Consider the following 25,990-nt stretch of genomic DNA (forward strand, 5'->3'; position numbering starts at 1 on the left):
GCGGCGTGCGGGTGCGGACGATGACGCTGCCGGACGCCTACCAGGACCACGACAGCCCCGAGAAGATGTACGCCGAGGCCGGCCTCGACGCCAAGACCATCGTCAAGACAGCCCTCGACACGCTGCCGGCGGCCTCCGGCAAGGCCGAGCCGGCCAGCAACGTCGTGAGCGTGCGCCGCCGCCCGCGCTGACACCCCGGGGCACGCGGTCTGCCGCGCTCGTTCCGTGCGCTGTCAATGCGTTCGGACCGCCGTCCCTGCGAGCGGAGCGAAGCAACCCAGGGCAGCGCGGCGCTCACCGGCGTCGCGCCACCGCTGGGTCACTTCGCTTCGCTCGTGATGACGGAGCCGGCACGCTGACCGAAGCCTCGAGACGGAGGCGGCACCCCGTCTCATCCCGAGGTGCCGGAGCGTGGCCCGAGCCTCGAAGGAGCCTTCCCGAGGTCGCGCGGTCCCCGGAAATCCCTCTGGGTGCGGCGAAACCGCTCCTATCCCAGCGCCTGCTCGACGGCCTTGCCGCAGGCCTGCGTGTCGGCGTTGCCGCCGAGATCGCGGGTGCGCAGCGTCCGCTCGGACAACACCCGCTCGATCCCGCCGACGATCTCGGCCGCCGCCGCGTGCTCGCCGAGATGCTCCAGCATCATCGCCCCCGACCAGATCTGGCCGATCGGGTTGGCGATCCCCTGCCCGGCGATGTCCGGCGCCGAGCCGTGGACCGGCTCGAATACGGACGGATGCACCCGCTCCGGGTTGATGTTGCCGGACGGCGCGATGCCGATCGTGCCGGTGCAGGCCGGGCCCAGATCCGACAGGATGTCGCCGAACAGGTTGGAGGCGACCACCACGTCGAACCGGTCCGGGTTCAGGACGAAATGCGCGGTCAGGATATCGATGTGGTACTGGTCCCACCGGACGTCCGGATAGGCCTCGGCCACCGCCTTCACCCGCTCATCCCAGTACGGCATGGTGATCGAGATGCCGTTCGACTTCGTGGCCGAGGTCAGGTGCTTCTTCGGGCGCTTCTGGGCCAGCTCGAAGGCGAACTTGAGGATCCGGTCCGTCCCGTGGCGGGTCATGATCGTCTCCTGCAGGGCGAATTCCCGCTCGGTGCCGGCGAACATCCGGCCGCCCGCGTTCGAGTACTCGCCCTCGGTGTTCTCCCGGACCACCCAGAAGTCGATATCGCCGGGCTTGCGGTCGGCGAGCGGGCACTTCACCCCCGGCATCAGCCGGACCGGGCGGAGGTTCGCGTACTGGTCGAATTCCCGCCGGAACAGGATCAGCGAGCCCCAGAGGGAGACGTGGTCGGGCACGCGCTCGGGCATCCCGACGGCGCCGAAGTAGATCGCGTCGTGGGTCTCGATCCGCGCCTTCCAGTCCTCCGGCATCATCCGGCCGTGCTGCTCGTAGTAGTCGCAGCTGGCGAAATCGAACCAGTCGAGCTGGAGGCTGAAGCCGTGCCGCTTGGCGGCCCGCTCCAGCACGCGCACGCCCTCCGGCACCACCTCCTTGCCGATGCCGTCGCCGGGGATCACCGCGATGCGGTAGCGGCGCTGCTGGCTGGTCTCTGGGGCGGCCATGGATCCTCCACGCGTGTCGAGAGCGGGCCTCTGCGGTACCCTCGGCGCCAGGTGATTGGTCCGCGCCGGGATCGGGTCAACACCCCGGCCTGACAATCAGTCGGTTTCGCCCGCCATCGCCCGGCGCTGGCGGTCGAGTTCCTCGCTGTAGCGCTTGAGCGTGTGGCTCTCGGTGAGCAGGCCCAGCACCTTCCGGCTCTCGGCGCTCTCGACGACCGCGAGCGCCTCGCTCTCGGTCCGGTCGAAGGCGGCGGCGGCGTCCTTGGCGTTCATGCCCGGCGTGAGGAAATCGTCCGCGTGCAGGAGCAGGTCGGCGAGGACCGGCTGCGCGTCGGCGCCGGAATCCCGGGCGGCCGCGTGCGTCTCGGGCACGTTCAGGATGCCGGCGTAGCGCCCGGCCCCGTCCACGGCGATCACCCGGGAGGGCGAGCCGAGGGGATGGGCGCGCAGGAAGGTGGGCAGCGGCGTGTCCAGCGCCACGGTGCCGGGATTGCGGCGCATCAGGCGGCCGACGGTGAGCGAGCGGATCCAGCCGACGTCGTGGGGGCTGCGGATGCTCTCGCCGCGCAGGTGGAAGCGCCAGGTGGCGAAGGAGTAGCCGAAGGTCTTCCGCACGGTCAGGGAGGACGCGATCACCGCCGCCAGCACGACGCCGGTGATCGGCAGGCTGCCGGTGACCTCCAGCGCCAGGAACGTCATGGTGAGCGGGCCGCCGATGATCGCCACCGCCAGCGCGCTCATGCCGATCACCGCGTAGGCGAGCGGCGTCAGGCCGAAATCCGCCAGCGGCGGCACCAGCACGGGGGCGAGGGCGGCGAACAGCTTGCCGGCGATGGCCCCGAGGAACAGGGAGGCGAAGAACAGGCCGCCGCGGAAGCCCGAGCCGATCGAGATCGCCGAGGCCGTGGCCTTGGCGGCGAACAGCCCGGCCAGGACCGCGATGCCGTGCCCCTGCCCTTCGGCGGCGAAGTGCATGTGCAGGGCGCCGTGGCCGCCCGAGAGCACCTGCGGCGTCGCGAGCAGCGCCAGCGCGCCGACGCACAGCCCCCCGAAGGCGGGCGCCGCCACCCGCGGGACGCCGGAGGCCTGGACGAGGCGCTCGACCAGCGTGACCCCGCGCATGATCAGGATCCCCAGCGCGGCGCAGAACAGCCCGAGGGCGAGGCTCGGCAGGATCTCCAGGCTGGTGACGTGCGAGGTCGTGACCGCCTGCATGTCGCCGAGATCGACGAGCGGCTGGGCCTCGATCAGGGCGCGCGAGATCAGGTTGCCGCACAGCGCCGCGACGACCACGGGCGTCAGCGTGGCGATCGAGTAGGTGCCGATGATCAATTCGAAGGCGTAGAACGCGCCGGCGAGGGGCGCGCCGAAGCCGGCCGCGATCGCCCCGGCCGCGCCGCAGCCCACCAGGGTGCGTAGGTCGCTGCGCCGCACCTCGAAGGCGATGCCCAGCCGCGACGCCAGGCCGGAAGCGATCTGCGTGTAGCCGGCTTCGAGACCCACCGAGGCGCCGGACCCGTTCGAGATGACGTTCTGGAGGGCGAGGTAGAGGCTGTCGCGCAGGGACATGCGTCCGCCGTGCAGGGCGTTGGCCTCGATCGGGTCGATGGCCGGGCGCTTGCGCGGGCCGCGGACGTAGTTGGCGGCGACGATCAGCAGGCCGAGGACGGCGCCCCCCAGGCACGGGCCCACGAGCAGGAGCACCGGCGACACGGCGTCGACGGCGCTCAGGCGCGCGCCCGCGGGCAGCCGGTATAGCAGCTCGCGCAGGGTCTGGGTGATCCAGGTCATGGCGGAGACCGCGACGCCGGCGACGCAGCCTACCAGGGTCGCGAGGGCGACGAGGCCGCCCTCGCTCCGGCGGACGAGGCTGCGGAGACGTCCGGGGGCCTGGACGAGCCCGATCCCGGCCCAGCGCCGGCGGGCCCGCGCCCGGCCGCCCGATCGGGCGGCCGACCGGGCCGGAACGTCGGCCGATCCGTCGCCGGGCACCCTGCCCCCGCCGCCGGCGCCCGATGGCTGTCGCGCGCTCACGGTCCGCCCCTTCGCTTCCGGTCCGCCCGATCGGCGCGGCCGACGCGTCGACCCCGCCGTCGCAGTTACAGCCGGGGCCGATCCCGTTGCAAACGCGCGGGGCCGCGGGGCCGCGGCCGGCTCGCGCGCGGGGGGCGCGGACGGTGCGATCCACGAAGTCCGAATCCCGTGCACACATCGCCTTGAAAACTGCCGCGGCCCACGATACACCCCGCGCCAGTGCCGCCGTAGCTCAGTTGGTTAGAGCACCAGATTGTGGATCTGGGGGTCCCCCGTTCGAGCCGGGGCGGTGGTACCATCCATTCAGCTCGACAGCGCGAGGGGTTGGCGGATCGCCAGCCCCTTTTGCTTGCGCGGGCACCGCGCCGGAACGGGACCGGATCCGGCACGCCCGAACCGGAACGCGCCTCGGAGCCGTCGAGACCGGTCCTCGTGCCGGCGCCGGCCTGTACACGGACGACTGCCCCCGTGCTGGCGCACGTTATAGAATTGCCAAATTTGCCCGCATACCGTCTTGGCCGGGAGAAGACTATTTTCGTTAGCGTGAAGACTGCCATGAAGAGCACAACACAGCAGGATCAGCTCGAGGTCGTGAGCACCCTCGCGGCCTCGCTCGCCGACCGGATGCTGATGGAGCGTCTGACGCAGGGGAAGCTGCCCCTCGCGAATGCGAGCCGCCTCTGGACCGCCTCACTGCTCCTGGAGGAGCACGCGCGCCCCATCCCGCGCATCGTGACGGACGTCCTGGAGCAGGTCCGACACGTCGATCCGGACGACGCGGACGGTGCCGGGGTGGACCTGACCGCCGCGCCGCGTCCAGGCCGGCCGTCGCGCCGGCGCGGGCTCACCCGCCTGCTCCGTCCGTTCCGGCAGGCGGCCGAAGCCTGAGCGGCGTCGACGGCTGCCCCCGGCCGCGCCCCGTGACGGCGCGGGACCATCGTGTCGGATCCGGAGTTCCCCGCGCGCGCCCGGGACGCTAAGACCGTCTCCGAGCGCGGCGGCGGACCCCGCCGCGCCAACGGTCTTCGGGACACGAGAGATGAGCATCCCTGAACGGCGCGTCCGGACCCTGTTCGACGAGGCGGCCATCGCCAAGCGCAACGACGAGCTCGCCCGGGAGATCCTCGCCGCGCGGCCCGAGAACCTCCTCGTCGTGGCGGTGCTCAAGGGCAGCTTCATGTTCGCGGCCGACCTGCTCCGGTCGCTGCACCGGGTCGGCCTCGCCCCGCAGGTCGAGTTCGTGCACCTGTCGAGCTATCGCACCGGGACCGTCTCCAGCGGGCAGGTCGAGATCCTGCGCGACGTGCAGAGCGAGGTGCGCGGGCGAGACGTGCTGCTCGTGGATGACATCCTGGAATCGGGCCGGACCGTCGTCTTCGCCAAGGACCTGCTGATGGCCCGCGGCGCCCGGCGCGTCCTCACCGCGGTGCTGCTGGAGAAGCCCGGCAAGCGCGCCGTGACGATCGACGCGGATTTCATCGGCTTCACCTGTCCCGACGTGTTCGTCGTCGGCTACGGGATGGACGCCGCCCACGCCTTCCGCCAATTGCCCTTCGTGGGCGTGGTCGATTACGGGGACGGCGCCCCGGACTTGTTCGACGCCTGACCGCTCCCGCGGCGCGGCATTTTCGCCGCGCGCCGCGGCGCGCGGGACAATTCAGCCTGCGACGACTTGACAGACGGGGAATTCGTCTGTGTCTGTCGGCGTTTGGGCGCGCGCGGCGTCGCGACGCGGCGCGCGCGGATTTCGGGGACGGTTACGGGACCACATGGCGCGCATCCTCCTGGTGGATGACGAAGAGACCGTCCGGGGCTTCCTCAAGCGGGGGCTCGAGATCGACGGGCACGCGGTCGTCACGGCCAACGACGGCAGCGACGGGCTCGACCGCCTCAACGAGGCCGACGGCGGCTTCGACCTGATGCTCACCGACATCCGCATGCCGCTCATGGACGGCATCGCCCTGGCCCTCGCCGCCAAGCGCGACTTCCCCGACCTGACCATCCTGCTGATGACCGGCTTCGCCGATCAGCGCGAGCGCGCGCGCGGGCTCGACGCCATCGTCACCGACGTGCTGACCAAGCCCTTCTCCTTGGCGGATCTGCGCGCCACCGTGAGGCGGGCGCTCGCCGCCTGAGCCGGGCGGGACCTGTTCGGAAGAACTTAAACATTGCTCTTAGGTTGAGCTTCACGAAAGCGTGGCACCTTCGGTCCGACTGATCAGACCGAGCACGGAACGCCATGCATCGCCGGGACCGGGACATCGACGCGGCGGCCTATCAGGCGGACCGCTACGGCTGGGAGCCGGACGACAGGGACTGGGACGACGACCGGGACGCGCGGCGCCCGCGCAGGGGCGCCTTCGGGCGGTTCTTCTCGCTGACGAAGCTCGCCCTGCTCGCGGTGCCGGCCGGGCTGTTCCTGTACGGCAGCTTCGCGGATTGCAGCGCGCGCCCGGCGGCGGGCTGGCTCGGGCTCGTCGGAGCCGGCGCCTGCGCGCGCACCGAGATGCTCGGCAACGTCCTGTCGATCCAGGACAACCTCGCGCTCCTGAAGCGGCTCATCAACTGAGCGCCCGCTCAACGCCCGCTCGCGCCCCTCCGCTCCGCTCCGAACCGACCTCCGCGAGGCCGCCATGTCCACCCGTCCGCTTCTGCCGGCCTCGACCGCCCGCGCCTCCGACGCCCTCGAGGAGGCCCAGTTCCGCGCCCGCATGGCGCGGGTCGGGCCGGACGGCGCGCACCGCACCCCGCGCCGGAGCCGGGCGCCCGAGCGGCGGCGCGGCCTCCGCCTCGGCTGGAAGGGCTGGCTCGTCGTCGACTGCCTGGTCGTGCTGCTGGTCGTGGCAGCGGTGGTGGCGTGGCCGCCGGTCCAGTCCTGCCGCAACCAGGACCAGACGGTCGGGTTCTACGCCGGGGATTCCGTCGGCAAGTGCATCCGGCGCGGGATCGCCGACCGCCTCGACACCGCCGACCAGCGCCTCAAGAGCCTGATCCGCCGCTCGGGCCATTGAGGCCCCCGGCGCGCGGATCCCGGCGCGGCGCGGCCCGAGAGGCAGGACGGACAGCAAGCGGCCATGCCCAGGCGGCTGTGCGGGACGGGTTCGGGCGAGCACGCCCGCTCCGCCCCCCGTCCAGCCGGAGGCGTCGCCGCGGCATCCGCCCCGACGCGCCGGCCTGTTGACTACTCTCACGATCAGCACACGAGCATGGACGTCGATCAAACCAGTCTCCATGCCGGACTCGTCCGATGTGCCTGCCGCGAACAGAGCACGTCTCAGGAAAAAGCGGTATCGCGAACACCGCGATGGCCCATTTGGCGACGATGCTCTCTCGACTCCGGGAGCGTACAGGCGTCACGCTGACGGCAAGCACCCGCCCGCGCGCGAGCGCGGATGACGGGTCGACTCGGAAGGTGGGAACGCGGCGATGTCGGGCGGTCAGGGCGGGAGCGGCGCGGATCCGGTCAACGGCGCAGGGGGTCAGCCCGGCGCGGACGATGTAGCGAACGGCACCGGCGCGGCCGGTGGAAACGGCGGCTCCTCGGCTCAGGGGAGCGGGGGCGGCGCGGGCGGTGCCGCGGGCTCGGTCGGAGGCGCCGGGGGCAACGGTGGCGCGGCGGCCGGCGGAACGATCGCCAACACGTCGGGGACCGGCGGCGCTTACTCGACGAACCCCGGATCCAGCTTTGTCGGCGCGAATGGCGGGGCCGGCCTCGCGGGCCCGAATGTCGGCGATGGCGGCGGCGGCGGCGGCGGCGGCAGCCACGGCCAGTACTTCTCCAACACCGGGAACGGCGTCGGTTTCACGTTCTCCCGGACCGGCGGCGACGGGGGAACGGGCGGCGCCGGCAACGGGACGGGCGGCGGCGGCGGTGGCGGCAGCGGCGGTTACGGGTTCGTCGAGCCCGGCCCCGGATCCTTCATCGCGAGCGCTCAGATCACCGGCGGGAACGGCGGCGACGGCGGTGCCGCCGGCGGTCCCGGCGCGTCCGGCGGCGCTGGCGGGAACGGCGGCATCGGTCTTCTCCTCTACGGGAGCACGGGCACCAACACCGGCCAGATCACGGGCGGGAACGGTGGACTGGGAGGTGCCGCGAATGGCGGGACGGCGGGCGCCGCGGGCCAGGGCGGAGCCGGCATATCCGGCGCGAACCTCGCCATCACCAACACCGGCACCATCTCGGGCGGCTTCAATGGCGGGAGCACGACCGTCCGGGCCGCCGCGATCAACGTCACCGGAGGCACCAACGACCTGACCCCCGGCACGGGCACGCTGAACGGCGGCCTCGGGATCGTCGGCGGCGCCACGACGCTGCGCATCCTCGGCAACGCGCCCAACAATCTCGGACCCGTAGCCAACGCCGGCACCCTCGACATCGCGGGCACGACCGCGGGCGCTTCGGTCACCACCCTGTCGGGTACCGGCGGCACGACGCTGGGCGCGCGAAGCCTGACGATCACCGACGGATCGACCGCGTACGGCGGTGCGATTGCCGGCACCGGCGGTGTGGCCGTCACCGCCGGCACGCAGACGCTGACGGGGGCCAGCACCTATTCCGGCGGCACGACCATCGGCGTGGCCGGGGGCACGGCATCCAGCACGTTGCAGCTCGGCGCGCCGACCTCTGCCGGCACGGGGACGATCACCTTCGGCTCCATGTCGGGCACGGCGACCGCGCGCCTCGGGCTCGACCTGACCGCCCAGCCAACCAGCGGCGGAACCTTCGCCAACACGATCTCCAATTTCGGCTCGGGCAACGAGATCGCGCTCGCCGGCCTGACCAACGCCAGCGTCAGCTACAACAGCGCGAACAGCTCGATCACCGTGACCGGCACCCGCTCCGGTGGCGGGCAGGTGAGCGAGAACTTCGTCCTGTCGGCCCCGCGCGCGACCAGCTTCGCGGCGGCGTCGGACGGCCAGGGCGGCACGATCGTGCGCGCCGCGACGGCCACGAACCCGATCAACCCGGCCCAGCCCACGAATCCCGCGAGCCCCGCGAACCCGTCCCAGCCGTCGAACCCTGCGCCCTGCTACGTGACGGGCACGCGCATACGAATCCTGCGCGATCGGGTCATCTCGGACGTGCCGGTGGAGCATCTCGTGCCGGGCGATCTCGCCATCACGGCCGCCGGCACACCGCGTCCGATCCGCTGGATCGGCGCCCGCACATACCCGGGATCGACCGCGCCGCGGGCCGAGCGCCCCGTCCGCATCCGGGCCGGCGCGCTGGCCGATGGCGTCCCCGCCCGCGACCTGCGGGTCTCTCCAGATCACTGCCTGTGGCTGGACGGGCTGTTCGTGGCCGCGGGACATCTGGTCAACGGCTCGAGCATCACCCGTGGCGAGCCCGTGGCGGATCTCACCTACTGGCACGTCGAGTTGGACGCGCACGATCTCCTGCGCGCGGAGAACACGCCGGCGGAGAGCTTTCTGGCCGCGCCCGGCGTGCGCCGGGGCTTCGACGGCGCGCAGGCCTCCGACGTCGGCACGCGGCCCGTGCCCTATGCTCCGCGCGCCGAACTCGGCCCCGACTTGGCCGCGCTGCGCGGGCGGTTGGCCCTCCGCGCCGTCGCGTCGGACGGCACCGCCGCGCTGGGCCCGGTGCGCGCGTGGCTGGACCGATGCGGCGCCGCGGCCGATGGTCGGTTGCACGTCGGCGGCTGGGTGCGCGACGAGGCACATCCCGACATCCCGGTATGCCTGGACGTGCTGGTGGACGGCGTCGTCGTGGCGTTCGCGGTGGCGGCCGAGCGCCGGTCGGACCTCGCCGCGGCAGGCATGGGCCACGGGCGATACGGCTTCGACCTGGGTGTGGACATGCGGCTCGCGCCGCGCGCGGATCATAGCGTCGAAGTGCGCCGCTCGGCCGACGGCCTGCTCGTGTGCGCCAAGCGGCTGGACTCCGCCGGAGCGTGGACCGCGCTGCTGGCGGCGTAGGGACGGCTCCCCGCCGGCCCGGCTCACGCCGGGTGATCCGGCGCGGCCGCACCCCGTGAGCAGATCGGAGCGGTACCGAGCGGATGGTGGGCGGAGCGGCGCCCCTTCGGCCGGCACCCGTCGCGATCGGCTGGACCGGAAGGAAGGCGCGGATCCGTCGATCGTGGCCCACCGGGATGCGCCGCCGGCCCGGATGTGCCGACCGCAGCTCGGGCGCGGCGGCCGGACTAGGTTCCTGTTTCGATCGCGCTGTCGACAGGCCCGGCCCGGACGACGCCCCGCCATGCACCGCCGCGCAGACGATGATCCGCACGGTTCGTCCGGGACGCCACGCGGGTCGACGCGCGAGCGGTGCGGCGCGTCGGGGCGCGATCTCGGCGTCCCATGCGAGCGATCGCGCCCGCGCCGACCGCAGCCTCACGGCCGCCCATGCCAATGGGGTCGTCGCGACGAGCGTCGGCCAGCTGGGCTGCGAGCGCCTCGTGTCGCGCGGGGATCGGCTTCGATCGCGAGATCCGCGCAGACCGGGTCCGCCGCGGCGTCGATCTCCCGATCGGTGACTTCGGCCGCTTCGCGCAGACCGGAGACAGGCGGCGGTCCCCGCCCCTTCGATCCTGTGCCGCCTCCCGATCCGCTCGGCAGCCGGCAGTTCCACACCGCTCGAAGGGTGGCGCGCGTGCAGGACCCGGCATGGGCCGAGTTCCGTGCCTTGACGAAGCGCCCCCAAACGTAGTCAAAAGCGCCTCTGACGCACCGAAACCGCCAATTTCCTCAATGGTTTCAGGGCGCCTGCCGGTGTAGCACAGCGGTAGTGCAGCGGTTTTGTAAACCGAATACCTGCCTCGCCCGCTCCGACAAATTCCGTTTCACCACGTTGTACTTAGGCGTTGTCGGCCGGTGAAAACCGATACACCTGTGCCGTCTTTTGTGCGGCGGCATCCTTCGCCGCCTGGGCCTCTTCGGCGGTGAGGAAGGCGAGATAGCCCTCAGTCACCTTGAGGCTGGTGTGGCCGAGTTCGTGCTGCAGCTCGTAGATGCCGCCGCGCCCGGTCCGCAGATAGTCGACCGCGAACCGGTGCCGGAGGTCGTGGAAGCGGAAGCGCCGGAACTCGGTGCCCTTCTTCTCCGCCTCCTCGACGAGCTGCCGCCCGTACAGACTGAAGCGCGTGGCGACGTTCCGGAATGGCTGGCCATCCGAATGCCAGAACACCCGCCGCGTCACGAGGCTGACCGGGATCTCCCGGAACAGCGCCACGGCCGCCTCGGACAGCGAGACGACGCGCCGCTTGTTGCCCTTGCCCAGGACGGAGATCGCCTCGCGCGCGAGGTCGACGTGCCGGCGCTCCAAGGTGACGAGCTCCTCCTGGCGGCAGCCGGTGAGCAAGGCCGCCCGGATCAGGAACTTGAGGTTCCCGGGCGCACGGTCAACCGCGATGGCGATATCCCGATCCTCAGGCAGCACGATCGGGTCGCGCCGCTCCTTCATCCGCCGGCTCTGCTGCGCCTCCAGGGCCGGATTCCCACGCCGCCACTTCTCGTCCACCGCGAACGCCAGCACGCTCGACAGCGCGGTGAGGTCCCGGCGGATGGTGGCGGTGGTCACCTTCTGGGCGCGCCGAGCCTTGATGATCGCGGCCACGGTGTCGTCGTCGATCTCGTCGACGAACATCCCCGCGAGGTGGGTATCAAGGGTGGCGAGGGAGCCGAGGTATCGATTGAACGTGCGGCTGCCGATATGGTGGACGATGTAGGAGCCCCACTCCTTCAACGCGTCTTCCCAACGCTTACGGTCGTCGCCGAACGAGGCGGCGGCCGTTATCCGTGCGTGCTCCGCGGCCTGGCGGCTTCGAGCAACGACTGGATCACCTGTCTTGAGGCTGAACCGGTATTCCTTCCCGGCGACAGTGAAGCGCGCCCAGAGGGTGCTACCTCGCCAGTAGCAGCCCTCCGGGGCCTTCTTTCGATCTGTGGGCATGGTGGCTTGCTCTCCTGTTCAACAAGCCAGGCGCGGATCGCCGCTTCGTTGAACGTCCACAGCCGACCAACTTTCGCGGCGGACGGCAACTCGCGGCGGGTGGCGAGGCGCTGCACGGTTCGGATCGAGATGCCGAGGATAGATGCGGCCTCGGTGATCGTGACGCGCTCGGGAGCGCGAATGCTACGCGGCACTCCCGCCTCCCTTCTCCTTCAGGCCGCCCCCGCGCGTGATGATGCTGGACTCGGCCATGCTGCTACTTCGCGGCGGTGAGGGTGGCGGTTGTGAACCGGCTTGCGAAACAGCGTAGCTTCGGGCCAGAGATCAGCGCATGGATTGGCGCTTCTCCACCTTCCTGCTCTTCCTGTTCGCGCTTCTGGTCGGCGTACCGTGGGCCACTTCTGAAGCTGGCCTCTGCGGGCTCGCTATCGTGACGAAGGCAACGTCTGGCGCCGAGGCGACAACTTGCTTCGAATTCTGGCTGAACCGCTATCAAACGATGCTCGCTGTGATAGCAGCTGTGGTGACCGCGGTGATCTATGGACTTCAGCTGCGAAGCATGAATGCTAGCAAAGCTGAAATGGAAAAGGCGCGGTCGATCCAGCTTTACGACATTATCGTCCGTCGGTCCCAAGAGCTTGCTAGTTTCCTGCCACTCCAAGTCAGAGTAGCAACCGTTTATACTCGCATGGATGAAACGGGTCATTCGCTCGGTGCGCTTGAACAAGGTCATGCGGAACTTTTCGCCGAAATACACAATGAGATAATCAGCGTGGGGGAGGAGATCGAACAAATCATTGAAAAAATGAATGATTATGGATCGAGATACTTCGGCGGCCCGGAAGTCGCTGGTCTCGTAGATCCAGTTCTTTCTGCCCTCAGAGAAGCAAATTACAGCGCGCTGGAATTCAAAAGAAATATGAGATCCGGCAGAAATCCAGGCGACATACTTACGCCCACCGCGCTGCAAATAAGTCTGTGTGCGCAATTTTCGAAAAGATGGGCCGCGCAAAGCAAGGCTCTTCTGCGGAGTCATATAGCCCTTTCTCAGGTCATACTGAGAACACGGGAGAATAATCGCCAGTATGCGGCGAAGCTGAACAACACAGCGCTCTCCTAGCCCGCGATCATTTTTGGTCGGCCGGCGAGGGCAATAAGTTCTCATACCCCGCACATCCCCTCGCACTCGTGCGCGAACTCGCCGCCGAACAGCGGCAGGTCCGGCTCAGACAGGTCAGCGGTTTCCAAGGGCTGCCTGCTCTTGTGCAGGAACAGCTCGCCGCGGAAGCGGGCGACCTGGGCGGGCTCGCGGAGCCATCGGTCGAGGTCGACCACGAATGACCACTCAGCAGGAGCAGCCTGGATACCGCGCCAGCCCGCGTTGCTCTGGAATGGGCAGTAGATGCAGCGGGACTTCGGCGGCAGCGGATAACCGTGTGCGGCGAGCCAGCGCTTGCAGTCCTCGCGCGAGATGAAGCGCTCGATCAGCGGGTGCCGGTTCGTCAGGAATGCGGCGCCGGACGGCTTCATCCGGATCGCCTCGTCGGTCGAGATGCCGACCCACATCTCAACTGCACCGCGCGCAATGTAGCCGCGCGGGCCGACGCCGAGCAGGCGGCGCACTTCGCGCCGGATCGGGCGGAGCTTGTAGTTCCGGGTGCATTGGCGCCCGGACATGCCGCCGGCACCGACGTGGCAAGGGATCCGCGCGAGGTCATCTCCGGCCTGGAGGCGCTCGCTCAGCTTGCCGGCGCTGACGACGTGCACCGGGAACGGCAGCACGTTGCCCGAGGTGAGCCAGCGCAGGTGTTCATAGACGGCGGCCGGCTCGTCGCCCGTGTCGGCGAAGATGGCGCAGTCCGGCATCGGGCCGATCTCGCCGTGGGCCGCCATGAGCGCGAGCGTCGTGGACTGGACGCCGGCGCCGAGCGAGAGGACGCGAAGACGAGGCGCGTTCATGCCGCCACCCCTTCGCCGCTCGCCGGGTCGGGAGCGACGCTGAGCCGCCGAACCCGGCCGACGCTGTGGCCGTTGACCGCGCGATGTCCGATCCGCTGATCCCGCTGTTCACCGCCGCCGCGTTCGTCGGCGTGGGCTGGCTGATCATTCACGCCGGGCGGCAGTACGACGACGCAATCCGGCACACGCTGACGGTCTTCGCGCTGGTGTTCGGGCTGTTGGTTCTGATCGGCGTGACCGCGAAGCTGCGATCCGTGATGGACGTCGGTCGCATCTCGCGCCGGATCGAAGCCCGATCGCAGGTCGATCTGCCGACGGCGGTCCGCGCGGTGCGGAAGCTCAACAATGAGTCGAGCCAGTAGAGCGATACGACCGCGCCCGAGACAAACAGTGCGCCGACGCTCAGACATCGAACATCTCCGCAATGTCGCGATCGACGGGTTGGCCCATGGCGCGCGCGAGCTGAGCCTCGATCACGAGGTCGGCCATGCTGGGCTGGGGGTTGGGGCGCGCCTGGTCGGCGGCGCGGCGATGGGCCTCGCGGGCGAAGACCGGATGCTCCGGCACGCAGGCGCGGGCCGCTCTCAGCCCGTGCTTCGCCTTCACGTGCGAGAACAGCGCCTCGGTGCTGGCGAGCGTGCGGATACAGTGGGGGCAGCAAAGGGCGGCCATCAGCGGTCACCCTCCCCGCGCTCGGAGGCGGTGCGCGCGGCGTCCTCGGCCTTGAGGGCGCGGTGCGAGGACACGAGCGCCCAGACGGCGCCGGCCAGGCCGAGGCCGATGGCGATCCCGATGAAGAGGCTGGGCCAGGACATTAAACGGCCTCCTGTGCCGGCGGCGGGAAGCCCGGGAATCCGTCATCGTCGGCGACATCCGCGCCAGCTGCGATCCGCTCCAATTCGTCGGCGATACCGTCGAGGGCGCGATCAGCCCGCGGGTCGATGTCCGCTCGGAAGGCGCGCAGGGCGTCGCTACCCTTCGCGGCCTCGGCCCGGGCGGCGGCGTACAGGCGGTCACGCGAGGACGGCTGGCGCTGGTTCTCCGACCCGTCGTCGCCCGTCGGCGGAGCGAGCCGCTGCTGCTCCGGCGCCGGCCTGTGCTCCTCGACCAACGGCTTGACCGTGAAGGGCCTGCGGCTCGCCCGGGTCACCGTGAGCGCCATCGTCACAGCCGAGGAGATCCCCGACATGTGGCTGATCCGGATGCCACCGACGGCCGCGCCGCCGAACTGCACGGCGTCGTCCCGGTAGAGCGTCATCCGCCGGCCGGCGTATGTGGTGCCGTCCTGGCCCCAGATCCGCAGCAGCACGCGGCGCATCGACTTGCCGGGCTTGTACGGCTTGCCGCCGTCGCCCTCGAAGTAGATCGCGATCGGCTGATCCGGCTCCTTCATCTTCGACACGCGCGTCACCGTGATGGTGCGCGGGCCGCCGATCAGGTCGTCGGCGTTGAGCTGGTCGCTCTTGGGCGCGACCGTCTGCGAGATGTCGATCACGCCATGATCTCCCGTTCAATGCGCTGGGTGGGGATGGCTTCGGCGGAGTCGACGGCGTCGCGGTAGCGGCCCATCGCGTCCCGGAGGCGCTGCTCGAAGTCGCCGGCGGCGGAGATGATTGCGGCCTGGATTTCGTCGTCCGGGTAGGCGCGGATCACCGCCAGCGGCAGGCCGCCGGAATACGAGACGAGGTCACACCAGAGCCGCTCGGAGACGAGGAGGCCGGTCTGGATCTGGAGGACGTAATCGGCCGGGATCGCGCCCTCGGGCACGTGCTCGAGGAAGGTCTGAACCTGGTACTTCTGCCGGCGCGACTTGCACTCGACGAGGCCGTCGGTGCCGACCAGCGCGTCGGGCGAGTAGCCGAGCGTGAAGCCCCAGCGATCGTTGGTGATGAAGCCGACAGTCTCGGTCTCGGCGTAGTGCCGCGCGTAGAGGGTGAGCGCCTCGACCTCGTCGTCCCGGCCGCGCAGCATGTCGTCGCTGACGTATCGGGGCTCGACGAACTTGGTGATCCGCTGGGCGAGCAGCTCGTAGAGGTGCGCCCGCTCCTTCTCGTTCCGGGCCGCCTTGAGGGTCGGCGTGAGGATCAGCGACATCTCGCTGGCGGTGAGCATTCCGCAGCGGGCCGAGATCCACTCGTCGGTGCCCTGGAAGAGGTCGGCGTGGATGCGCACGGTAGACGGGCGCGCGGGGGCGTCGGTGGCGAGCAGGGCCATGGCGGTCACGCCTCCACCGGCACGGCGTGCCCGGCGACGCCGAGCCCGGCATTGATGGCGGCGGCGAGCATCTCCGCGCGCTCGCGGTCGAGGCTCGCGGAGCCGGCCGGCAGCAGCAGCGCGAACACCGTCCCGTCGGCGTCGGCGAGGCCGCGCAGGGTGCTCTCGCAGGCGCGGACCGGCGCCCGGATGCCGAGGAAGGTCGCGCGCTGGGCGGGCGTGACGGCGCGTGGCTTGCGCATCTCGAAGGGGGGCAGGGAGCGGGTCATCACGGCCTCGATGTGAGTGAAGGGAGGGAGGGTCACAGGCGCCTCCCGGCGGCCCGGAGCCGCGTGCGCGCGTCGGCGAGCACGGTGACGTCGTCGCGGCCGTCGAGGTCGACGCGGGTCTCGGCGGTGAAGAGCGCGATGTTCCCGGCCATGCTGCCGGCGGTAGCGCGCTCCAGCGCCTCCTCGAGGGTGCGCTCCAGGGTCTCGCGCGGCTGGTCGAGGCCGGTGTGCAGGAGCAGGACCTGCGCGGCAGCCGCGTGCTCGGTGGTGGTGCGCAGGGCGGCGTAGAGCTCGGCGGCGCGCTGGTCCTGCGCGTGGATGGCGCGGACCAGTTCGCTGTAGCTCGGAACGCCAAACGCGGCGGCGTGGCGGTCGACCAGGGCGATGAAGGCTTGATGGTCTGGGGCAGAGCGGATGGCGCAGCTCATCGCGCACCCGCCAGCTTGTCGGCGACGCGGGCGCGGGCGGCCTCGGCTCGGCGCGCTGCGGCGGCCAGCTTCGCGGCGACGTCCTCCAGGCGGCCCATGTGGGTGCGCTGTCCGGCGCCGGCGATCGTCGCCCGCTCCAGGTGGTGGACCGCCGAGAGCGCGGACTCGCTGATCGCGTCCAGGATCGCGAGGGAGGATTCGAGGCGCCCGAGAGCCTCGGAAGCGCTGGGCAGCGGCTCGGCGGCCTCCGCCAGGGCGCCGAACTGGGCACGGAAGGGGTGCTGCGCGTTCATGCTGCCTCCAGGAGCTGCTGGGCCTCGAAGTCCGCGATGGCGGCCAGCTCGTCGGCGGCCTCCAGCGCGAGGGAATCGGCGTGGTCCTGGGCGGCGAAACAGGCCTCGGCCCAGCAGTCGAAGTCGTCGCCGAGGGGGCCGTAGGGACCGCGCAGGGCGTAGCCGGCGGAGGATCCGGTGATCCGGTAGCCGGCGGGGAGGTCAAGGCGCGCCATGGTCAGCGAGCGCCCCGGACGGCGGCCACGTGCTGGGCGATGAACGCCGGCACGAACGAGCCGAGGCCGACAGCCAGCATCGCCAGGCCGACGTAGGTCAGCAGCTCGGGGAGCGGGGCGGTCGAGAGGTAGAGGTCGAGGGCGGTGAGCATCTGGGGCTCCATCGGCTCGGTGAGCGGCGATGGAAATAGTGCATCACGTACACATTCGGCAGTCAATCCCAAAAATGCATGCGATGCATATTTCGTCGCGAGGGCCGCCCTCCACAGCTATCCACAGGCCAAGCAACTGAAGAGTCGGCTCTAATTCGAAACCCGCGGAATTTGCGCGACTTGTTCCTGGTATGTTCTATTTCAGGCAGGCGTCACCACAGCCCTGGGAGGAGTGGGTGCCGGTCGTCGAGCGATTTATGGTTCAAGTGTTCAGGCGGGATGGCGAAGGGGATCTGATCGGAGATGACCCGATCCAAGAGTCTTCACCCGAGGCGGCGGTATCGAGGGCGGAAGGGTTAGAAAAACGAGTGGCCGGCGTCCTAGCCTACAAATGGAGGGGAGACATGCGGACGGGCGAGCAGGGCCGCCTAGTCATACTCAAACGCTGCGGCGTGCTGCCTTTGCCCGTTTTGGAGCAGGTGTACTCTGCTGCGACGCCTTACTAGCCTCTTCGCCGATCAGCGCCTTGGCCACGGCGGCGATCTGGCTCCGCTGGGCCGGCTGTGCTCGCTCCCATATCGACCAAATGCCTTCCGGGTCCGAGGGGTCACGGACGAGAAGATCGGCGATCTCGCAGCCGTACATGTCAGCGAGCAGTTCGAGCAGGTCCTGCGAATAGGGAACTTCGCCCTTCTCGACGCGGCCTAAATTGGGCCCGGTCATGCCGACCTCTGCGCCGACGGTCTCCAGCGTGAGGCCGCGGTGCTTGCGCCATTGGCGGAGGAAATTTGGGCGGCGCTCGCGCTTCGGCTTTGCGATCGGTGGCATGCGCCTAGTGTCGCCATAGAGCCCTAGAACGCCACGCTCGCCCATGCACAAACGTGCTTGACATGCATTATGTATGAGATGCATGTTTTGTGGCATGACGCTCGCAGACTGGCTTAAACGCGAAGGCAAGACGGTGGTCGCCCTGGCGAAGGAGCTGGGCCGCGACCCGTCGTTCATCACGCGAGTGAAGAACGGCGATGCGATGCCTTCCATCGAAGTGGCTGCCGAGATCCAGCGCATCACCGGCGGTGAGGTCACGGCGATTGATCACGTCGTCACCGGACAGGCTCGTGCCGTTGAGCGCGGCGCCGCTCCCGTCGAGGGAGCGGCCGCCTGATGCGCCCTCACCGCGACCACCAGAGCGCGATGATGGCGACGGCTTCGCCGAGGCTCACGATCGCCAGCACTCCGATCGCGATGGCCCAGACCTTCGCGTCGGAGACTGACCCGGCCCGGGCTGCCATCGTGTCTTCCTCCAAGCGCCTGACGCGCTTCTCGAGGCTGTCGACACGCTCGTCGGCCATCATTCACAGCTCCATCGGTCTTCGCATTTCCGATGGTAGGCCGCGCGGGCCGGGCGTCCAGGCGGTGCTCCGGCCCGCGCTGGTGGCCCTGCTGCCGCTGATGCTCGCGGCCTGCGAGGCTGACCCGATCGCCGCCCGGGCGACCCTGACCGAACTCGGCTTTCACGGGATCGCGCTGTCGCGGGCGCCGCTGACGGGCCGGCCCTGCGCGTGGGGCGAGCCATTTGCCGTGCGGTACCGGGCCGTGACCGAGGACGGTCGGATCGTGAACGGCATCCTCTGCTCGGCCGACGAGGCGACCGAGGACGCGCGGCTGCTCCCCGATGCGGAGGGCCGGCGCTGATGGGGCTCGCATCTCTCCTCCTCGGCTCGTGGTGCGTCCTGAGCTGCACCGCCGGGCGCGCCCTGATCTCGGGTGGCCCGTCTGACGCGCTGGTCCGCCGCGCGAGCCACGTCGGCCTCGTCGTCGGCGCCGGGCTGATCGTCTGCGGCGGAGCGCTCCGGTGAGCGCCGCCCCTCGCCTTTCGCCGCGTGCCCCAGCCGTCGCCAGCGTCGAGGCCGTGGCCTCGGTGGCGGTCTCCTTCCGGACGACTGCCATGCCGCAAGCCCTCACCGCCGCCGATCGCCTGATGCAGCTCGCGCGGATCCTGCGCTTCGGCGCGTTGGGGCTATTCCTTGAAGTGGAGCAGATCCAGCGCCGCCGTCCCGAGGAAGCGGCGACGGGCCGGAGCGCGGACATCGCGCTGCTGGCGCTCGGGATGCACGAGGCGGCGCAGGAGCTCGACCGCCAGGCGGCGGACGCGGACCTGCAGGCCTACCTCGCGCACCGCGCCGCCGGTGGCGACGTGCTGCTCCTCCCCCTTGCGGTTGTCGTTCGCCAGCCGGAGCAGCCTCGGCCCGCGGCGAACGATGCCGGCACGCTGAAGCGCGTCTTTCGCGTGGCCGGCCGCCTTTTCCGGAGGGCGGCCTAGTATGTCGCTGCCCGTGCACATCGTCGGTTCTGCCGTTCTCGTCCGCGATAACTGTAACGCGCGCGCCCTGCCGTCGTCTTTACTGGCTGTCGCACGGCTGTGCACAGCTTCCTCCCATCGCAGCGGTCGCAGGCTCACGCCTCCCGCCAGCGAGCGACCCGGCCGAGACCATCGCAATCTCGGACCCTCGGCCGGGTCGTCCCTTCTCCTGCGCGCCCGTCCCTGCCTCCAAGCCGGCGGGCGCGCTGTGTGTCGTGCGTACTCCGTCAACCTCCCGCATTCGCTGCGCTCCTCTGCGACATCCTCAAGATGTCGCGAAGGAATGGGCCAGTGGGGACAAAGACTGACCGGAACCGAGCAATGCTGACCGCATCTCAAGCTCGGGACGAGACCTTGCCGAAGCTGTCGGCGCTCGTCCGCCTCGCCCAGACGAGCATGGGCTCGAAGATGGCCGCCTACGACGCGGTCGGGCGCCGGATCGGGGCCTCGGGCTCCTGGGTCCGCAAGTTCATCGGGCGCCAGGACACCGGCCTCGACGGGCACGTCCTGCACAACATCCGGGCCGCCTACGAGCGGCTCTGCACGAACATCGAGGCCGCGGCCGACGCCGCAGAAGCCACCAACGCTCTGCTCCGGGAGGATCTCCATGCGGCTCTTCGGGGAGATCGGGCGGCTCATCCGCGCACACCGGGAGGCGCGCCGGCTGCGGGCGCAGCTCCGCGCTGTCCAGGACGGCCGACCGCATCGGCACTGGTCGTTCCGGATGCTCGCCCGCGTGTGCCGGGCCTGCCGGGTTCGGGTGCTCTGACGGACCTGCCGCTGTGGCGGGCCGCGAACGAGGAGGAGTGACCATGGGCATGGGTCGCAAGGGCAAAGACGGCGACACCGCTTCGAAAGATCAGACGGTGGTCGACCCGGCCACTTTGGGTCTCGATTTCGGCGACGCTCTCCGTGCGCTGAAACGAGGCGAGCGCGTATGCCGGGCTGGATGGAACGGCAAGGGCATGTGGCTGGCGCAGACGCCCGGCTCGATCGTGCCGGCCACCGCAGCCTCTCGGACTGGCGCTCTCCTCGCCTACGTCGAGGCCGAAAGCGTCGAGGAGGTTCGCATCCTCCCGCACATCGACATGCGCGCCGCCGACGGCAGTCTCGTGATCGGCTGGCTCGCCTCCCAGGCGGACATGCTCTCCGAGGACTGGATGGTCGTCCCGGCCGACGCTGCCTGACCCCGAAGACAGAACCGCCCGGCCTGCTGTGGGAGCGGGTGCCGGGCGGTCTGAACCGAATGGGCGTGGTGCCCATCCATGGAGAGAGCAATGGAAGCCACAACAGACGCCGTCGCGCAAGCCGGAGCCGCTGTAGAGCTCGGCATCGAGACCTTGCGCGGCGATATCCGTGACCGGATCCTCGACAACATCTGCCGGCAGATGCCGTGCTGGACCAAGATGTCGGAGCACGAGCAGCGGGTGATGATCAGCCGCTGCGACGAGGTCGCCGGGAAGACGGTGCGCGAGGCCATCAAGGTCGTGGCGCATCAGGGCTTCGACCACCTGGTGGTCTCGACTGGCAAGTGGACCGTGAAGGACGGCCTCAAGCTCGAGGTCGGCGCATCCGGCTCGGTCGACGACATCACGAAGCTGGCCGAGCACGGCGCCAACCCGGCGGTCCTCGTCCTGGCCGAACCGAGCGTCTTCTTCGGCCAGCGCGCCGATGCGGTCGCGGACAAGGACCAGCCCGACCTTCCGATCGACGAGGACTCGGAGGCCGAGGAAGGCGACGAGGACGGCGAGGAAGCTGCCGATCGTTCGCCCCTGCCGGAGCCGCCCGCCCGCGAGACCCGGTCGCGCCGCACGCGTGAACCCGCGGACGCTTGAGCCTGGAGGCGCGCGGTGTCCGATACCGTCATCATCCGCCTGCCCGGCGCCCCTCGCGGCAAGGGCCGGCACCGCGCGCAGCTCGTCCATCGGGAAGGAGTAGCGCGGATCCACTCCCATCCCGATCAGAAGACCGAAGCCTACGAGAGCGCCCTGAGCCTCGCGGCCGGCGCCGCCATGCGCGGGCGCGCCCTCCTCACCGGGCCGCTGGAGGTCCGGATTTTCGCCACCATGCCGATTCCGGCGAGCTGGTCGAAGCGGAAGCGGCTGGACGCGATCGAGCGCCGCCTGCGTCCCACGACCAAGCCCGACTGGGACAACATCGCCAAGGTCATCGACGCGCTGAACCACGTCGTCTGGGCCGACGACGCCTCCGTGGTCGATGGCCTTGTCCGCAAGTTCTACGGCGAGACGCCCGAGCTGGTGATCCAGGTCACGGCGCTGGAGCCGCAAGCCGTGAGGGCGGCGGCATGACATGGGTGCTCATCTTCTCGGGCCGCGAGCTGTTCCGCGGCACCTATGGCGGCGCTCTCGACGCAGCCGAATCCATGCGCCTCTGCGAACGCTCGTTCCACCCGGACGGGACGGAGCTGGCGCCGCGCCTGGATCGCGGCGTGATGCTGGTGCTCGCGCGGATGGTCCCGGCCTTCCGACGGAGGGCTGCAGCGTGAGCCACCGCGAGAACAAGGCGCACGCGCTCTCGGAGCGCGGGAACGACCTCTACGAGACGCCGGCCGTGGCTGTGCGCGCGCTGATGGCGATCGAGTGGATGCCGCGGCGGATCTGGGAGCCGGCCTGCGGGCCCGGCGCCATCGTGCGCGAGCTGTACGCCGGCGGTCACGACGTGCTGGCCACCGACCTCGTCGACTATGGCTGGAAGGGACAGGTCTCGGACGTCGACTTTCTGAAGGTCGAGGAGGCGCCCGAGGGCATCGACTGCATCGTCACGAACCCGCCCTACAAGGACGCTCGCGCCTTCGTGGAGAAGGCGGTGCGGCTCTGCCCGCGCGTGATGATGCTGCTGCGGTTCTCGTTCTACGAGAGCATCTCGCGCGGCTCCATCCTCGACACCGGCACGCTGGCCCGGGTGTATTGCTTCCGCAAGCGCCTGCCGATGATGCACCGCAACGGCTGGGAGGGCCCGAAGGCGTCCTCGAACATGGCCCACGCGTGGTTCGTCTGGGACCTCTCCCACCGCGGCCCGACGCAGCTCAGCCGGATGTCCTGGGAGGACTACACCGAGGCCGACCACGCGCCCGGCCCGATGCCAATGGCGGCGGAGTAGGCCGATGAGCGATCCCACCCTCATCGCCGATCTGGCCCGCGCCGGCCTCGACCCCGAGCTGCTCCAGCGCGTCGCCATGGAACTCGCCCGGGCTCAGGTCGCCGTCGAGGCGATCGAGAGGCGCCGGACCTCCGACCGGGTCCGCCAGGGCCGAACGCGTCACGTGAAGTCACGTGACACCGCGGACAGCACGTTATCCCCCGGCCCCTCCCCGGATGGTCCGCCCCCTCCTCCTGCACCTCCACCCCCACCCCTTAACCCCTCCCCAACCCCCGGTTCCGACCCTGACGGGTCGGCCGACGACGTCGGGCAGGCTGGCGGCGCTGGCGTGGCCGATGGCGACGAGCCGCGGAGCTTACGCCGGGAGCTGATGACCCGGGGCATCGCGCTGATCTGCGCCAACACCGGCCGGTCCGAGCACTCGGCTCGCGGGCTGATCGGCCACTGGCTCGGCATCGCCCACGACGAGGCGGTGGTGGTGCTCGGCCTGATCGAGGACGCCGACGGCCGCGAGCTGGCCGATTTCTCGACCTGGATCGAGCGGCGCCTCCAGGCCCGCCGCGAAGCCACCGGCCGGCGCCCGGACCGCGGGCGCCCCGCCCAGCCAGCGCCTACGGGCCTCGCCGCCCGCCTCATCCGCCAACACGCCGAATCCCTGACGGGAGCCTACGATGTCGAACCGCCTGCCATCGACGCGAACGACCCTGATGCCGGCTCAGGCCGAGGTGATGATCTCGGCACTCCATGGCGCTCTGGAGACGCATCCCGTCCTTCCGACGCGGTACTGCGTGCGGCGGGACAGGGCGGTCTCGACCACCGAGCGGCAGCAGCTCTGCGCGCTCGCCGAGCGGCTTAGGGCCGAGCTGACGGCGGCCTCGAATCCCCGCCACGTCGACACGGTTGTGACCCGGGTCCTCCTGGGATTCGAGCAGGGCCGCGGTCGCGGCGACGACGAGAATGAGGTGCTCGTCGCGGAGTACGTGTCGGCGCTGAAGGACCTCCCCTTGGCCGCGATTCACGAGGCGGCCGAGCGCTTCCGGAACGGCAAGACGTTGCGGCCCTGGATGAAGCGCTGGCGGCCCTCCCCCGCCGAGTTTGCCGACGAGGCGCGCGAGGGCCTGATCCCGCTCCAGACGCAGCTCCTGCGCATTCGCCGCGTGCTTGAGGCGGAGATCTATGACGTGCCGACGGCGGGGCAGCGCGCGGAGGTCGCGAAAGTGGCCGAGGCTCACCTTCAGCGCATGCGACAGACGGATTCGAATCGTCACCGTGCCGAGACGCCGGCGGAGATCGCCCGGGCGCAACGGGCGAAGCTGGACGAGGACCTCGCCCGGCTCCGCGCGACCGGTCACGGTCCAGACATCGGCCGGCTCATGGCCCGCCTCGACCAGCGCCAGGGCCAGGCGGGAGGTGCGTCGTGAGGCCGAACCTCTGGGAGATCGAGCTGCGCCAGCGCGAGGCAGCTCGGAAGGCAGCCGAAGAGGCCGCGGAGCAGGCGGCCAAGCGCCCGGTTGAGCGCTCCTGCGCGGCCTGCGGTGTGTTCGGCGCCTCGTTCGGCTTCGGCGTCTTCCGGAATCGCAGCGACGGCATGTGGTCGTGCGCCGATCCGGATTGTCGGGCCATCGTCGAGGCGCGAGTGGCCATGCCGCCGTTGCCGGACGCGCCCGCGCGGGACGATCCGCCGGCGGCTGACCTGTTCAGCCGCTCGGCTGCGTGAGGAGAACGCGTACCCGGTGCTGATGGCGAACCCGCTGAGGCTTGAGGGGCCCGACCCGCCGGCCATGACGTGCGCGGATGTGGAGCGGTGGCTGGTGGCGGCGTTCATGGCCTTCACCAGCTCGGGCATCTTCAGCGTCCGGCCGAACCGGCTCCAGCCGAACGACCCGCAGGAGATGCGGGCGACCTTCGACTGGATCGTGTTCTCGGCCGAGATCCTGGGGCGCGACAGCGAGGAGCGCATCGCCCTGCTAACCTGGGCCCGGGCCAAGGCGCGGCGCCAGATCAAGCGCCACCGACGACTCCGGCTGTTGAAAGACGTGCCGGGCGGTTCGATCACCGACCATTGCCGCGAGTTTGGGATCTGGCGACGCACTTTCGATCGGCGGCGAAAGCGTGCATGTGAAAAGTTATCTAACGCCTGGAATAATCGCGCTCGTTAATATTATAAGCAAGGCCGCCTGATGTTTATTCCCAATAGGGATCGCAATTTATGATTTTTCACGCCCATGAAGGCTTGGCGGGCGGCGGAGTTTTTATTTTTGGCCAATTAGAGGCGGCGCGGGGGCCGGCTTCGGAAGAGCCGGTCCCGATCTGGTTGTGGAGAGCACCTCCGCAGCTGCTAAGAGAGTGCCCTCTCCATAAGCCCCCAACAATAGTGACCCCAGCGCCGACAATTTCGCATTGTCGTTGTCCATACTGCTCTCAATCAACTTCAATCTCGCCTGCAGGGTCCTTAGCTCTGATGCCGGAATATTGTTGGAAACTGAGGCGCACAAGCCCGGAAGATTTTTGAGCGCTTCATCGCAATTAAGTCCCGACATGATTCTGCTGGCAAGGACAAGCTTGCGGCCGTCCCTGATCCTGCGCACCTCCCGATCTGCAGCATCGAGTAGCGGCTGAAGTAAATTCGAAAAGTTGATGGGAAGCGATTTGCCTGCGATGTGAACTGTAATCCCGCCGCGGAGAATGGCCAAAGCGCCAATCCCAGAAACTGCAATCTGTATCGGCAGGGATAAGTTGCCATTAGATATATTTATCAGATTGGTTTCATGCACAAGACCAAATGCGCCAGCGGAGGCTAGAGCGTTCAATACAATATAAAGCCATGAAAACCAGATGAAAAATATTGAAAACGGCGACTCTGGCGATCGCTGTACTAGGGTATTCGCGCCAACTATGCCGCCGAGCAACGCGGCGGCGATGTATGGAAAGATCATTTTTCTCGCCATTATAATCTTAAAATGTCGCGCAGGGCTGCTATTTAACTACTTCACTCAAATTTGTCGAAGCGCGCGCTGCTTTTTTCCTTCCTGTCATTTACACCAATCGCCGAAGCAGTATTGAACAAAAGTAATATCACTCCAGAACCGATCATGAGGCCTGTCGTGGTTGCATCTGCAATCTTTACGTACGTCAAGTAAATTGAAGATATTACCAGCAACAAACCTGTCAAAGCTCCGATCAAAATAGAAATAAGCTTTATGAGCATTTCCATTTTGACACGATACTGATACTCGTTGAAAATCTCGCGTTTTTCCACCAAGGATGTCAAATTATTTCCCTGATTGATTTGCTGATCGTCTGAATATTTAGAAGACATACATCCCTCGGCCGAGATGAAGTTTTTGAAATTGGGGAGGCCGATCGCCTCCAGGCCAATCGGTGATACACCCATGAGATTGTCGCGTCGATGTGTGTGGCACCAAGGCTGCCGCATCTGGCGCGCTCTTCCAT

The 25,990-nt window shown here is 69.2% G+C and carries 40 protein-coding genes, 1 tRNA gene and 1 pseudogene; 24 read left to right on the plus strand and 18 right to left on the minus strand.

The window, feature by feature from the left end; translation table 11 throughout:
* On the plus strand, positions 1-191 hold a 191-nt coding region (locus ACLBXO_RS22040), incomplete at its 5' end, for a hypothetical protein (RefSeq protein ID WP_447686667.1).
* Between the two features lie 296 nt (positions 192-487).
* On the opposite strand, the gene ACLBXO_RS22045 is transcribed toward ACLBXO_RS22040, so the two are convergent.
* Both ACLBXO_RS22045 and ACLBXO_RS22050 read right to left on the minus strand, forming a co-directional pair.
* The gene (locus ACLBXO_RS22045) at positions 488-1,579 is read right to left on the minus strand and encodes a tartrate dehydrogenase (RefSeq protein WP_331312600.1); all 1,092 of its coding nucleotides are present in this window, start codon (positions 1,577-1,579) and stop codon (positions 488-490) included.
* A 96-nt stretch (positions 1,580-1,675) separates the two neighbouring features.
* Positions 1,676-3,613: a chloride channel protein gene (locus ACLBXO_RS22050; protein WP_447686668.1), complete on the minus strand. Its 1,938-nt coding sequence runs from the start codon at positions 3,611-3,613 to the stop codon at positions 1,676-1,678.
* A gap of 221 nt (positions 3,614-3,834) precedes the next feature.
* On the opposite strand from ACLBXO_RS22050, the gene ACLBXO_RS22055 reads away from it, so the two are divergent.
* The 7 genes from ACLBXO_RS22055 to ACLBXO_RS22085 all read left to right on the plus strand — a co-directional run bounded on the left by ACLBXO_RS22055 (position 3,835) and on the right by ACLBXO_RS22085 (position 9,550).
* A tRNA-His gene (locus ACLBXO_RS22055) sits at positions 3,835-3,911 on the plus strand.
* A gap of 257 nt (positions 3,912-4,168) precedes the next feature.
* The gene (locus ACLBXO_RS22060; RefSeq protein WP_331312602.1) at positions 4,169-4,501 is read left to right on the plus strand and encodes a hypothetical protein; all 333 of its coding nucleotides are present in this window, start codon (positions 4,169-4,171) and stop codon (positions 4,499-4,501) included.
* A 151-nt stretch (positions 4,502-4,652) separates the two neighbouring features.
* Positions 4,653-5,219 (plus strand): hypoxanthine phosphoribosyltransferase, encoded by a 567-nt coding sequence (gene hpt, locus ACLBXO_RS22065; RefSeq protein WP_331312603.1) that lies wholly within the window; start codon positions 4,653-4,655, stop codon positions 5,217-5,219.
* A gap of 163 nt (positions 5,220-5,382) precedes the next feature.
* A complete protein-coding gene (locus ACLBXO_RS22070; RefSeq protein WP_007567202.1) occupies positions 5,383-5,748 on the plus strand; it encodes a response regulator in 366 nt (121 codons plus the stop codon).
* A gap of 104 nt (positions 5,749-5,852) precedes the next feature.
* Positions 5,853-6,182: a hypothetical protein gene (locus tag ACLBXO_RS22075; protein ID WP_331312604.1), complete on the plus strand. Its 330-nt coding sequence runs from the start codon at positions 5,853-5,855 to the stop codon at positions 6,180-6,182.
* Between the two features lie 64 nt (positions 6,183-6,246).
* Positions 6,247-6,624, plus strand: coding sequence for a hypothetical protein (locus ACLBXO_RS22080; RefSeq protein ID WP_447686669.1), 378 nt, complete (start codon positions 6,247-6,249; stop codon positions 6,622-6,624).
* Positions 6,625-7,039: 415 nt separating this feature from the next.
* Positions 7,040-9,550 (plus strand): Hint domain-containing protein, encoded by a 2,511-nt coding sequence (locus ACLBXO_RS22085; RefSeq protein WP_447686670.1) that lies wholly within the window; start codon positions 7,040-7,042, stop codon positions 9,548-9,550.
* 880 nt (positions 9,551-10,430) lie between these two features.
* On the opposite strand, the gene ACLBXO_RS22090 is transcribed toward ACLBXO_RS22085, so the two are convergent.
* A complete protein-coding gene (locus ACLBXO_RS22090; protein WP_447686671.1) occupies positions 10,431-11,525 on the minus strand; it encodes a tyrosine-type recombinase/integrase in 1,095 nt (364 codons plus the stop codon).
* A gap of 35 nt (positions 11,526-11,560) precedes the next feature.
* Positions 11,561-11,719 (minus strand): annotated as a pseudogene (locus ACLBXO_RS22095) (helix-turn-helix domain-containing protein); the annotation flags it as partial.
* A gap of 137 nt (positions 11,720-11,856) precedes the next feature.
* On the opposite strand from ACLBXO_RS22095, the gene ACLBXO_RS22100 reads away from it, so the two are divergent.
* Complete coding sequence (locus ACLBXO_RS22100; RefSeq protein WP_447686672.1) at positions 11,857-12,645, plus strand: hypothetical protein; 789 nt, start codon at positions 11,857-11,859, stop codon at positions 12,643-12,645.
* A gap of 41 nt (positions 12,646-12,686) precedes the next feature.
* On the opposite strand, the gene ACLBXO_RS22105 is transcribed toward ACLBXO_RS22100, so the two are convergent.
* Positions 12,687-13,484: a hypothetical protein gene (locus ACLBXO_RS22105; protein WP_447686673.1), complete on the minus strand. Its 798-nt coding sequence runs from the start codon at positions 13,482-13,484 to the stop codon at positions 12,687-12,689.
* Positions 13,485-13,567: 83 nt separating this feature from the next.
* On the opposite strand from ACLBXO_RS22105, the gene ACLBXO_RS22110 reads away from it, so the two are divergent.
* Complete coding sequence (locus ACLBXO_RS22110) at positions 13,568-13,846, plus strand: hypothetical protein (RefSeq protein ID WP_447686674.1); 279 nt, start codon at positions 13,568-13,570, stop codon at positions 13,844-13,846.
* Positions 13,847-13,886: 40 nt separating this feature from the next.
* Here ACLBXO_RS22110 and ACLBXO_RS22115 read toward each other — a convergent pair whose 3' ends face one another.
* The 10 genes from ACLBXO_RS22115 to ACLBXO_RS22160 form a co-directional block, all read right to left on the minus strand.
* Positions 13,887-14,156, minus strand: a complete 270-nt coding sequence (locus ACLBXO_RS22115; protein ID WP_447686675.1) for a hypothetical protein — start codon at positions 14,154-14,156, stop codon at positions 13,887-13,889.
* Positions 14,156-14,299: a hypothetical protein gene (locus tag ACLBXO_RS22120; protein ID WP_447686676.1), complete on the minus strand. Its 144-nt coding sequence runs from the start codon at positions 14,297-14,299 to the stop codon at positions 14,156-14,158. The genes ACLBXO_RS22115 and ACLBXO_RS22120 overlap by 1 nt, the downstream gene beginning before the upstream one ends.
* The gene (locus tag ACLBXO_RS22125) at positions 14,299-14,979 is read right to left on the minus strand and encodes a hypothetical protein (protein ID WP_447686677.1); all 681 of its coding nucleotides are present in this window, start codon (positions 14,977-14,979) and stop codon (positions 14,299-14,301) included. The genes ACLBXO_RS22120 and ACLBXO_RS22125 overlap by 1 nt, the downstream gene beginning before the upstream one ends.
* A complete protein-coding gene (locus ACLBXO_RS22130) occupies positions 14,976-15,698 on the minus strand; it encodes a YqaJ viral recombinase family protein (RefSeq protein ID WP_447686678.1) in 723 nt (240 codons plus the stop codon). The genes ACLBXO_RS22125 and ACLBXO_RS22130 overlap by 4 nt, the downstream gene beginning before the upstream one ends.
* A 5-nt stretch (positions 15,699-15,703) precedes the next feature.
* Complete coding sequence (locus ACLBXO_RS22135; RefSeq protein WP_447686679.1) at positions 15,704-16,003, minus strand: hypothetical protein; 300 nt, start codon at positions 16,001-16,003, stop codon at positions 15,704-15,706.
* A complete protein-coding gene (locus tag ACLBXO_RS22140) occupies positions 16,000-16,395 on the minus strand; it encodes a hypothetical protein (protein ID WP_447686680.1) in 396 nt (131 codons plus the stop codon). The genes ACLBXO_RS22135 and ACLBXO_RS22140 overlap by 4 nt, the downstream gene beginning before the upstream one ends.
* A complete protein-coding gene (locus tag ACLBXO_RS22145) occupies positions 16,392-16,688 on the minus strand; it encodes a hypothetical protein (protein WP_447686681.1) in 297 nt (98 codons plus the stop codon). The genes ACLBXO_RS22140 and ACLBXO_RS22145 overlap by 4 nt, the downstream gene beginning before the upstream one ends.
* Entirely contained in the window at positions 16,685-16,903 is a 219-nt protein-coding gene (locus ACLBXO_RS22150) for a hypothetical protein (protein ID WP_331292366.1), read from the minus strand. Before ACLBXO_RS22150 ends, ACLBXO_RS22145 begins: the two co-directional genes overlap by 4 nt.
* 2 nt (positions 16,904-16,905) lie before the next feature.
* Complete coding sequence (locus tag ACLBXO_RS22155) at positions 16,906-17,055, minus strand: hypothetical protein (protein ID WP_447686682.1); 150 nt, start codon at positions 17,053-17,055, stop codon at positions 16,906-16,908.
* Positions 17,056-17,493: 438 nt separating this feature from the next.
* Complete coding sequence (locus ACLBXO_RS22160) at positions 17,494-17,883, minus strand: helix-turn-helix domain-containing protein (RefSeq protein ID WP_447686683.1); 390 nt, start codon at positions 17,881-17,883, stop codon at positions 17,494-17,496.
* A 94-nt stretch (positions 17,884-17,977) separates the two neighbouring features.
* Between ACLBXO_RS22160 and ACLBXO_RS22165 the strand changes: the two genes are divergently transcribed.
* On the plus strand, positions 17,978-18,220 hold the full coding sequence (locus ACLBXO_RS22165; RefSeq protein WP_447686684.1) for a helix-turn-helix domain-containing protein: 243 nt from the start codon (positions 17,978-17,980) through the stop codon (positions 18,218-18,220).
* Between the two features lie 7 nt (positions 18,221-18,227).
* On the opposite strand, the gene ACLBXO_RS22170 is transcribed toward ACLBXO_RS22165, so the two are convergent.
* Positions 18,228-18,410 (minus strand): hypothetical protein, encoded by a 183-nt coding sequence (locus ACLBXO_RS22170; protein WP_447686685.1) that lies wholly within the window; start codon positions 18,408-18,410, stop codon positions 18,228-18,230.
* 61 nt (positions 18,411-18,471) lie between these two features.
* Here ACLBXO_RS22170 and ACLBXO_RS22175 point away from each other — a divergent pair, with 61 nt between their 5' ends.
* The 13 genes from ACLBXO_RS22175 (at position 18,472) to ACLBXO_RS22235 (ending at position 24,696) form a co-directional block, all read left to right on the plus strand.
* On the plus strand, positions 18,472-18,750 hold the full coding sequence (locus tag ACLBXO_RS22175; protein WP_447686686.1) for a hypothetical protein: 279 nt from the start codon (positions 18,472-18,474) through the stop codon (positions 18,748-18,750).
* A complete protein-coding gene (locus tag ACLBXO_RS22180; protein WP_165851025.1) occupies positions 18,750-18,914 on the plus strand; it encodes a hypothetical protein in 165 nt (54 codons plus the stop codon). The genes ACLBXO_RS22175 and ACLBXO_RS22180 overlap by 1 nt, the downstream gene beginning before the upstream one ends.
* An 89-nt stretch (positions 18,915-19,003) precedes the next feature.
* Positions 19,004-19,378: a hypothetical protein gene (locus ACLBXO_RS22185; protein ID WP_447686687.1), complete on the plus strand. Its 375-nt coding sequence runs from the start codon at positions 19,004-19,006 to the stop codon at positions 19,376-19,378.
* Between the two features lie 360 nt (positions 19,379-19,738).
* A complete protein-coding gene (locus ACLBXO_RS22190; protein ID WP_447686688.1) occupies positions 19,739-20,227 on the plus strand; it encodes a hypothetical protein in 489 nt (162 codons plus the stop codon).
* Between the two features lie 2 nt (positions 20,228-20,229).
* Positions 20,230-20,604 carry a DUF2829 domain-containing protein gene (locus ACLBXO_RS22195; RefSeq protein WP_447686689.1) on the plus strand — a complete coding sequence of 125 codons (375 nt, stop codon included), beginning with the start codon at positions 20,230-20,232 and terminating at the stop codon, positions 20,602-20,604.
* Positions 20,605-20,694: 90 nt separating this feature from the next.
* Positions 20,695-21,252: a hypothetical protein gene (locus ACLBXO_RS22200; protein ID WP_447686690.1), complete on the plus strand. Its 558-nt coding sequence runs from the start codon at positions 20,695-20,697 to the stop codon at positions 21,250-21,252.
* 15 nt (positions 21,253-21,267) lie between these two features.
* Positions 21,268-21,726, plus strand: coding sequence for a RusA family crossover junction endodeoxyribonuclease (locus ACLBXO_RS22205; protein ID WP_447686691.1), 459 nt, complete (start codon positions 21,268-21,270; stop codon positions 21,724-21,726).
* Positions 21,723-21,923 carry a hypothetical protein gene (locus ACLBXO_RS22210; protein ID WP_447686692.1) on the plus strand — a complete coding sequence of 67 codons (201 nt, stop codon included), beginning with the start codon at positions 21,723-21,725 and terminating at the stop codon, positions 21,921-21,923. The genes ACLBXO_RS22205 and ACLBXO_RS22210 overlap by 4 nt, the downstream gene beginning before the upstream one ends.
* Positions 21,920-22,537, plus strand: a complete 618-nt coding sequence (locus tag ACLBXO_RS22215) for a class I SAM-dependent methyltransferase (RefSeq protein WP_447686693.1) — start codon at positions 21,920-21,922, stop codon at positions 22,535-22,537. The genes ACLBXO_RS22210 and ACLBXO_RS22215 overlap by 4 nt, the downstream gene beginning before the upstream one ends.
* Before the next feature lie 4 nt (positions 22,538-22,541).
* Entirely contained in the window at positions 22,542-23,393 is an 852-nt protein-coding gene (locus tag ACLBXO_RS22220; protein WP_447686694.1) for a hypothetical protein, read from the plus strand.
* 46 nt (positions 23,394-23,439) lie between these two features.
* Positions 23,440-23,958: a hypothetical protein gene (locus tag ACLBXO_RS22225; protein WP_447686695.1), complete on the plus strand. Its 519-nt coding sequence runs from the start codon at positions 23,440-23,442 to the stop codon at positions 23,956-23,958.
* Positions 23,955-24,254: a hypothetical protein gene (locus ACLBXO_RS22230; protein WP_447686696.1), complete on the plus strand. Its 300-nt coding sequence runs from the start codon at positions 23,955-23,957 to the stop codon at positions 24,252-24,254. The genes ACLBXO_RS22225 and ACLBXO_RS22230 overlap by 4 nt, the downstream gene beginning before the upstream one ends.
* 22 nt (positions 24,255-24,276) lie before the next feature.
* The gene (locus tag ACLBXO_RS22235; RefSeq protein WP_447686753.1) at positions 24,277-24,696 is read left to right on the plus strand and encodes a hypothetical protein; all 420 of its coding nucleotides are present in this window, start codon (positions 24,277-24,279) and stop codon (positions 24,694-24,696) included.
* 93 nt (positions 24,697-24,789) lie between these two features.
* Here the strand turns inward: ACLBXO_RS22235 and ACLBXO_RS22240 are convergent, their stop codons facing one another.
* Positions 24,790-25,473: a hypothetical protein gene (locus tag ACLBXO_RS22240; protein ID WP_447686697.1), complete on the minus strand. Its 684-nt coding sequence runs from the start codon at positions 25,471-25,473 to the stop codon at positions 24,790-24,792.
* 53 nt (positions 25,474-25,526) lie between these two features.
* Positions 25,527-25,973, minus strand: a complete 447-nt coding sequence (locus ACLBXO_RS22245; RefSeq protein WP_447686698.1) for a hypothetical protein — start codon at positions 25,971-25,973, stop codon at positions 25,527-25,529.
* Positions 25,974-25,990: the final 17 nt, after the last annotated feature.

It is taken from the genome of Methylobacterium sp. C33D (assembly GCF_053345825.1).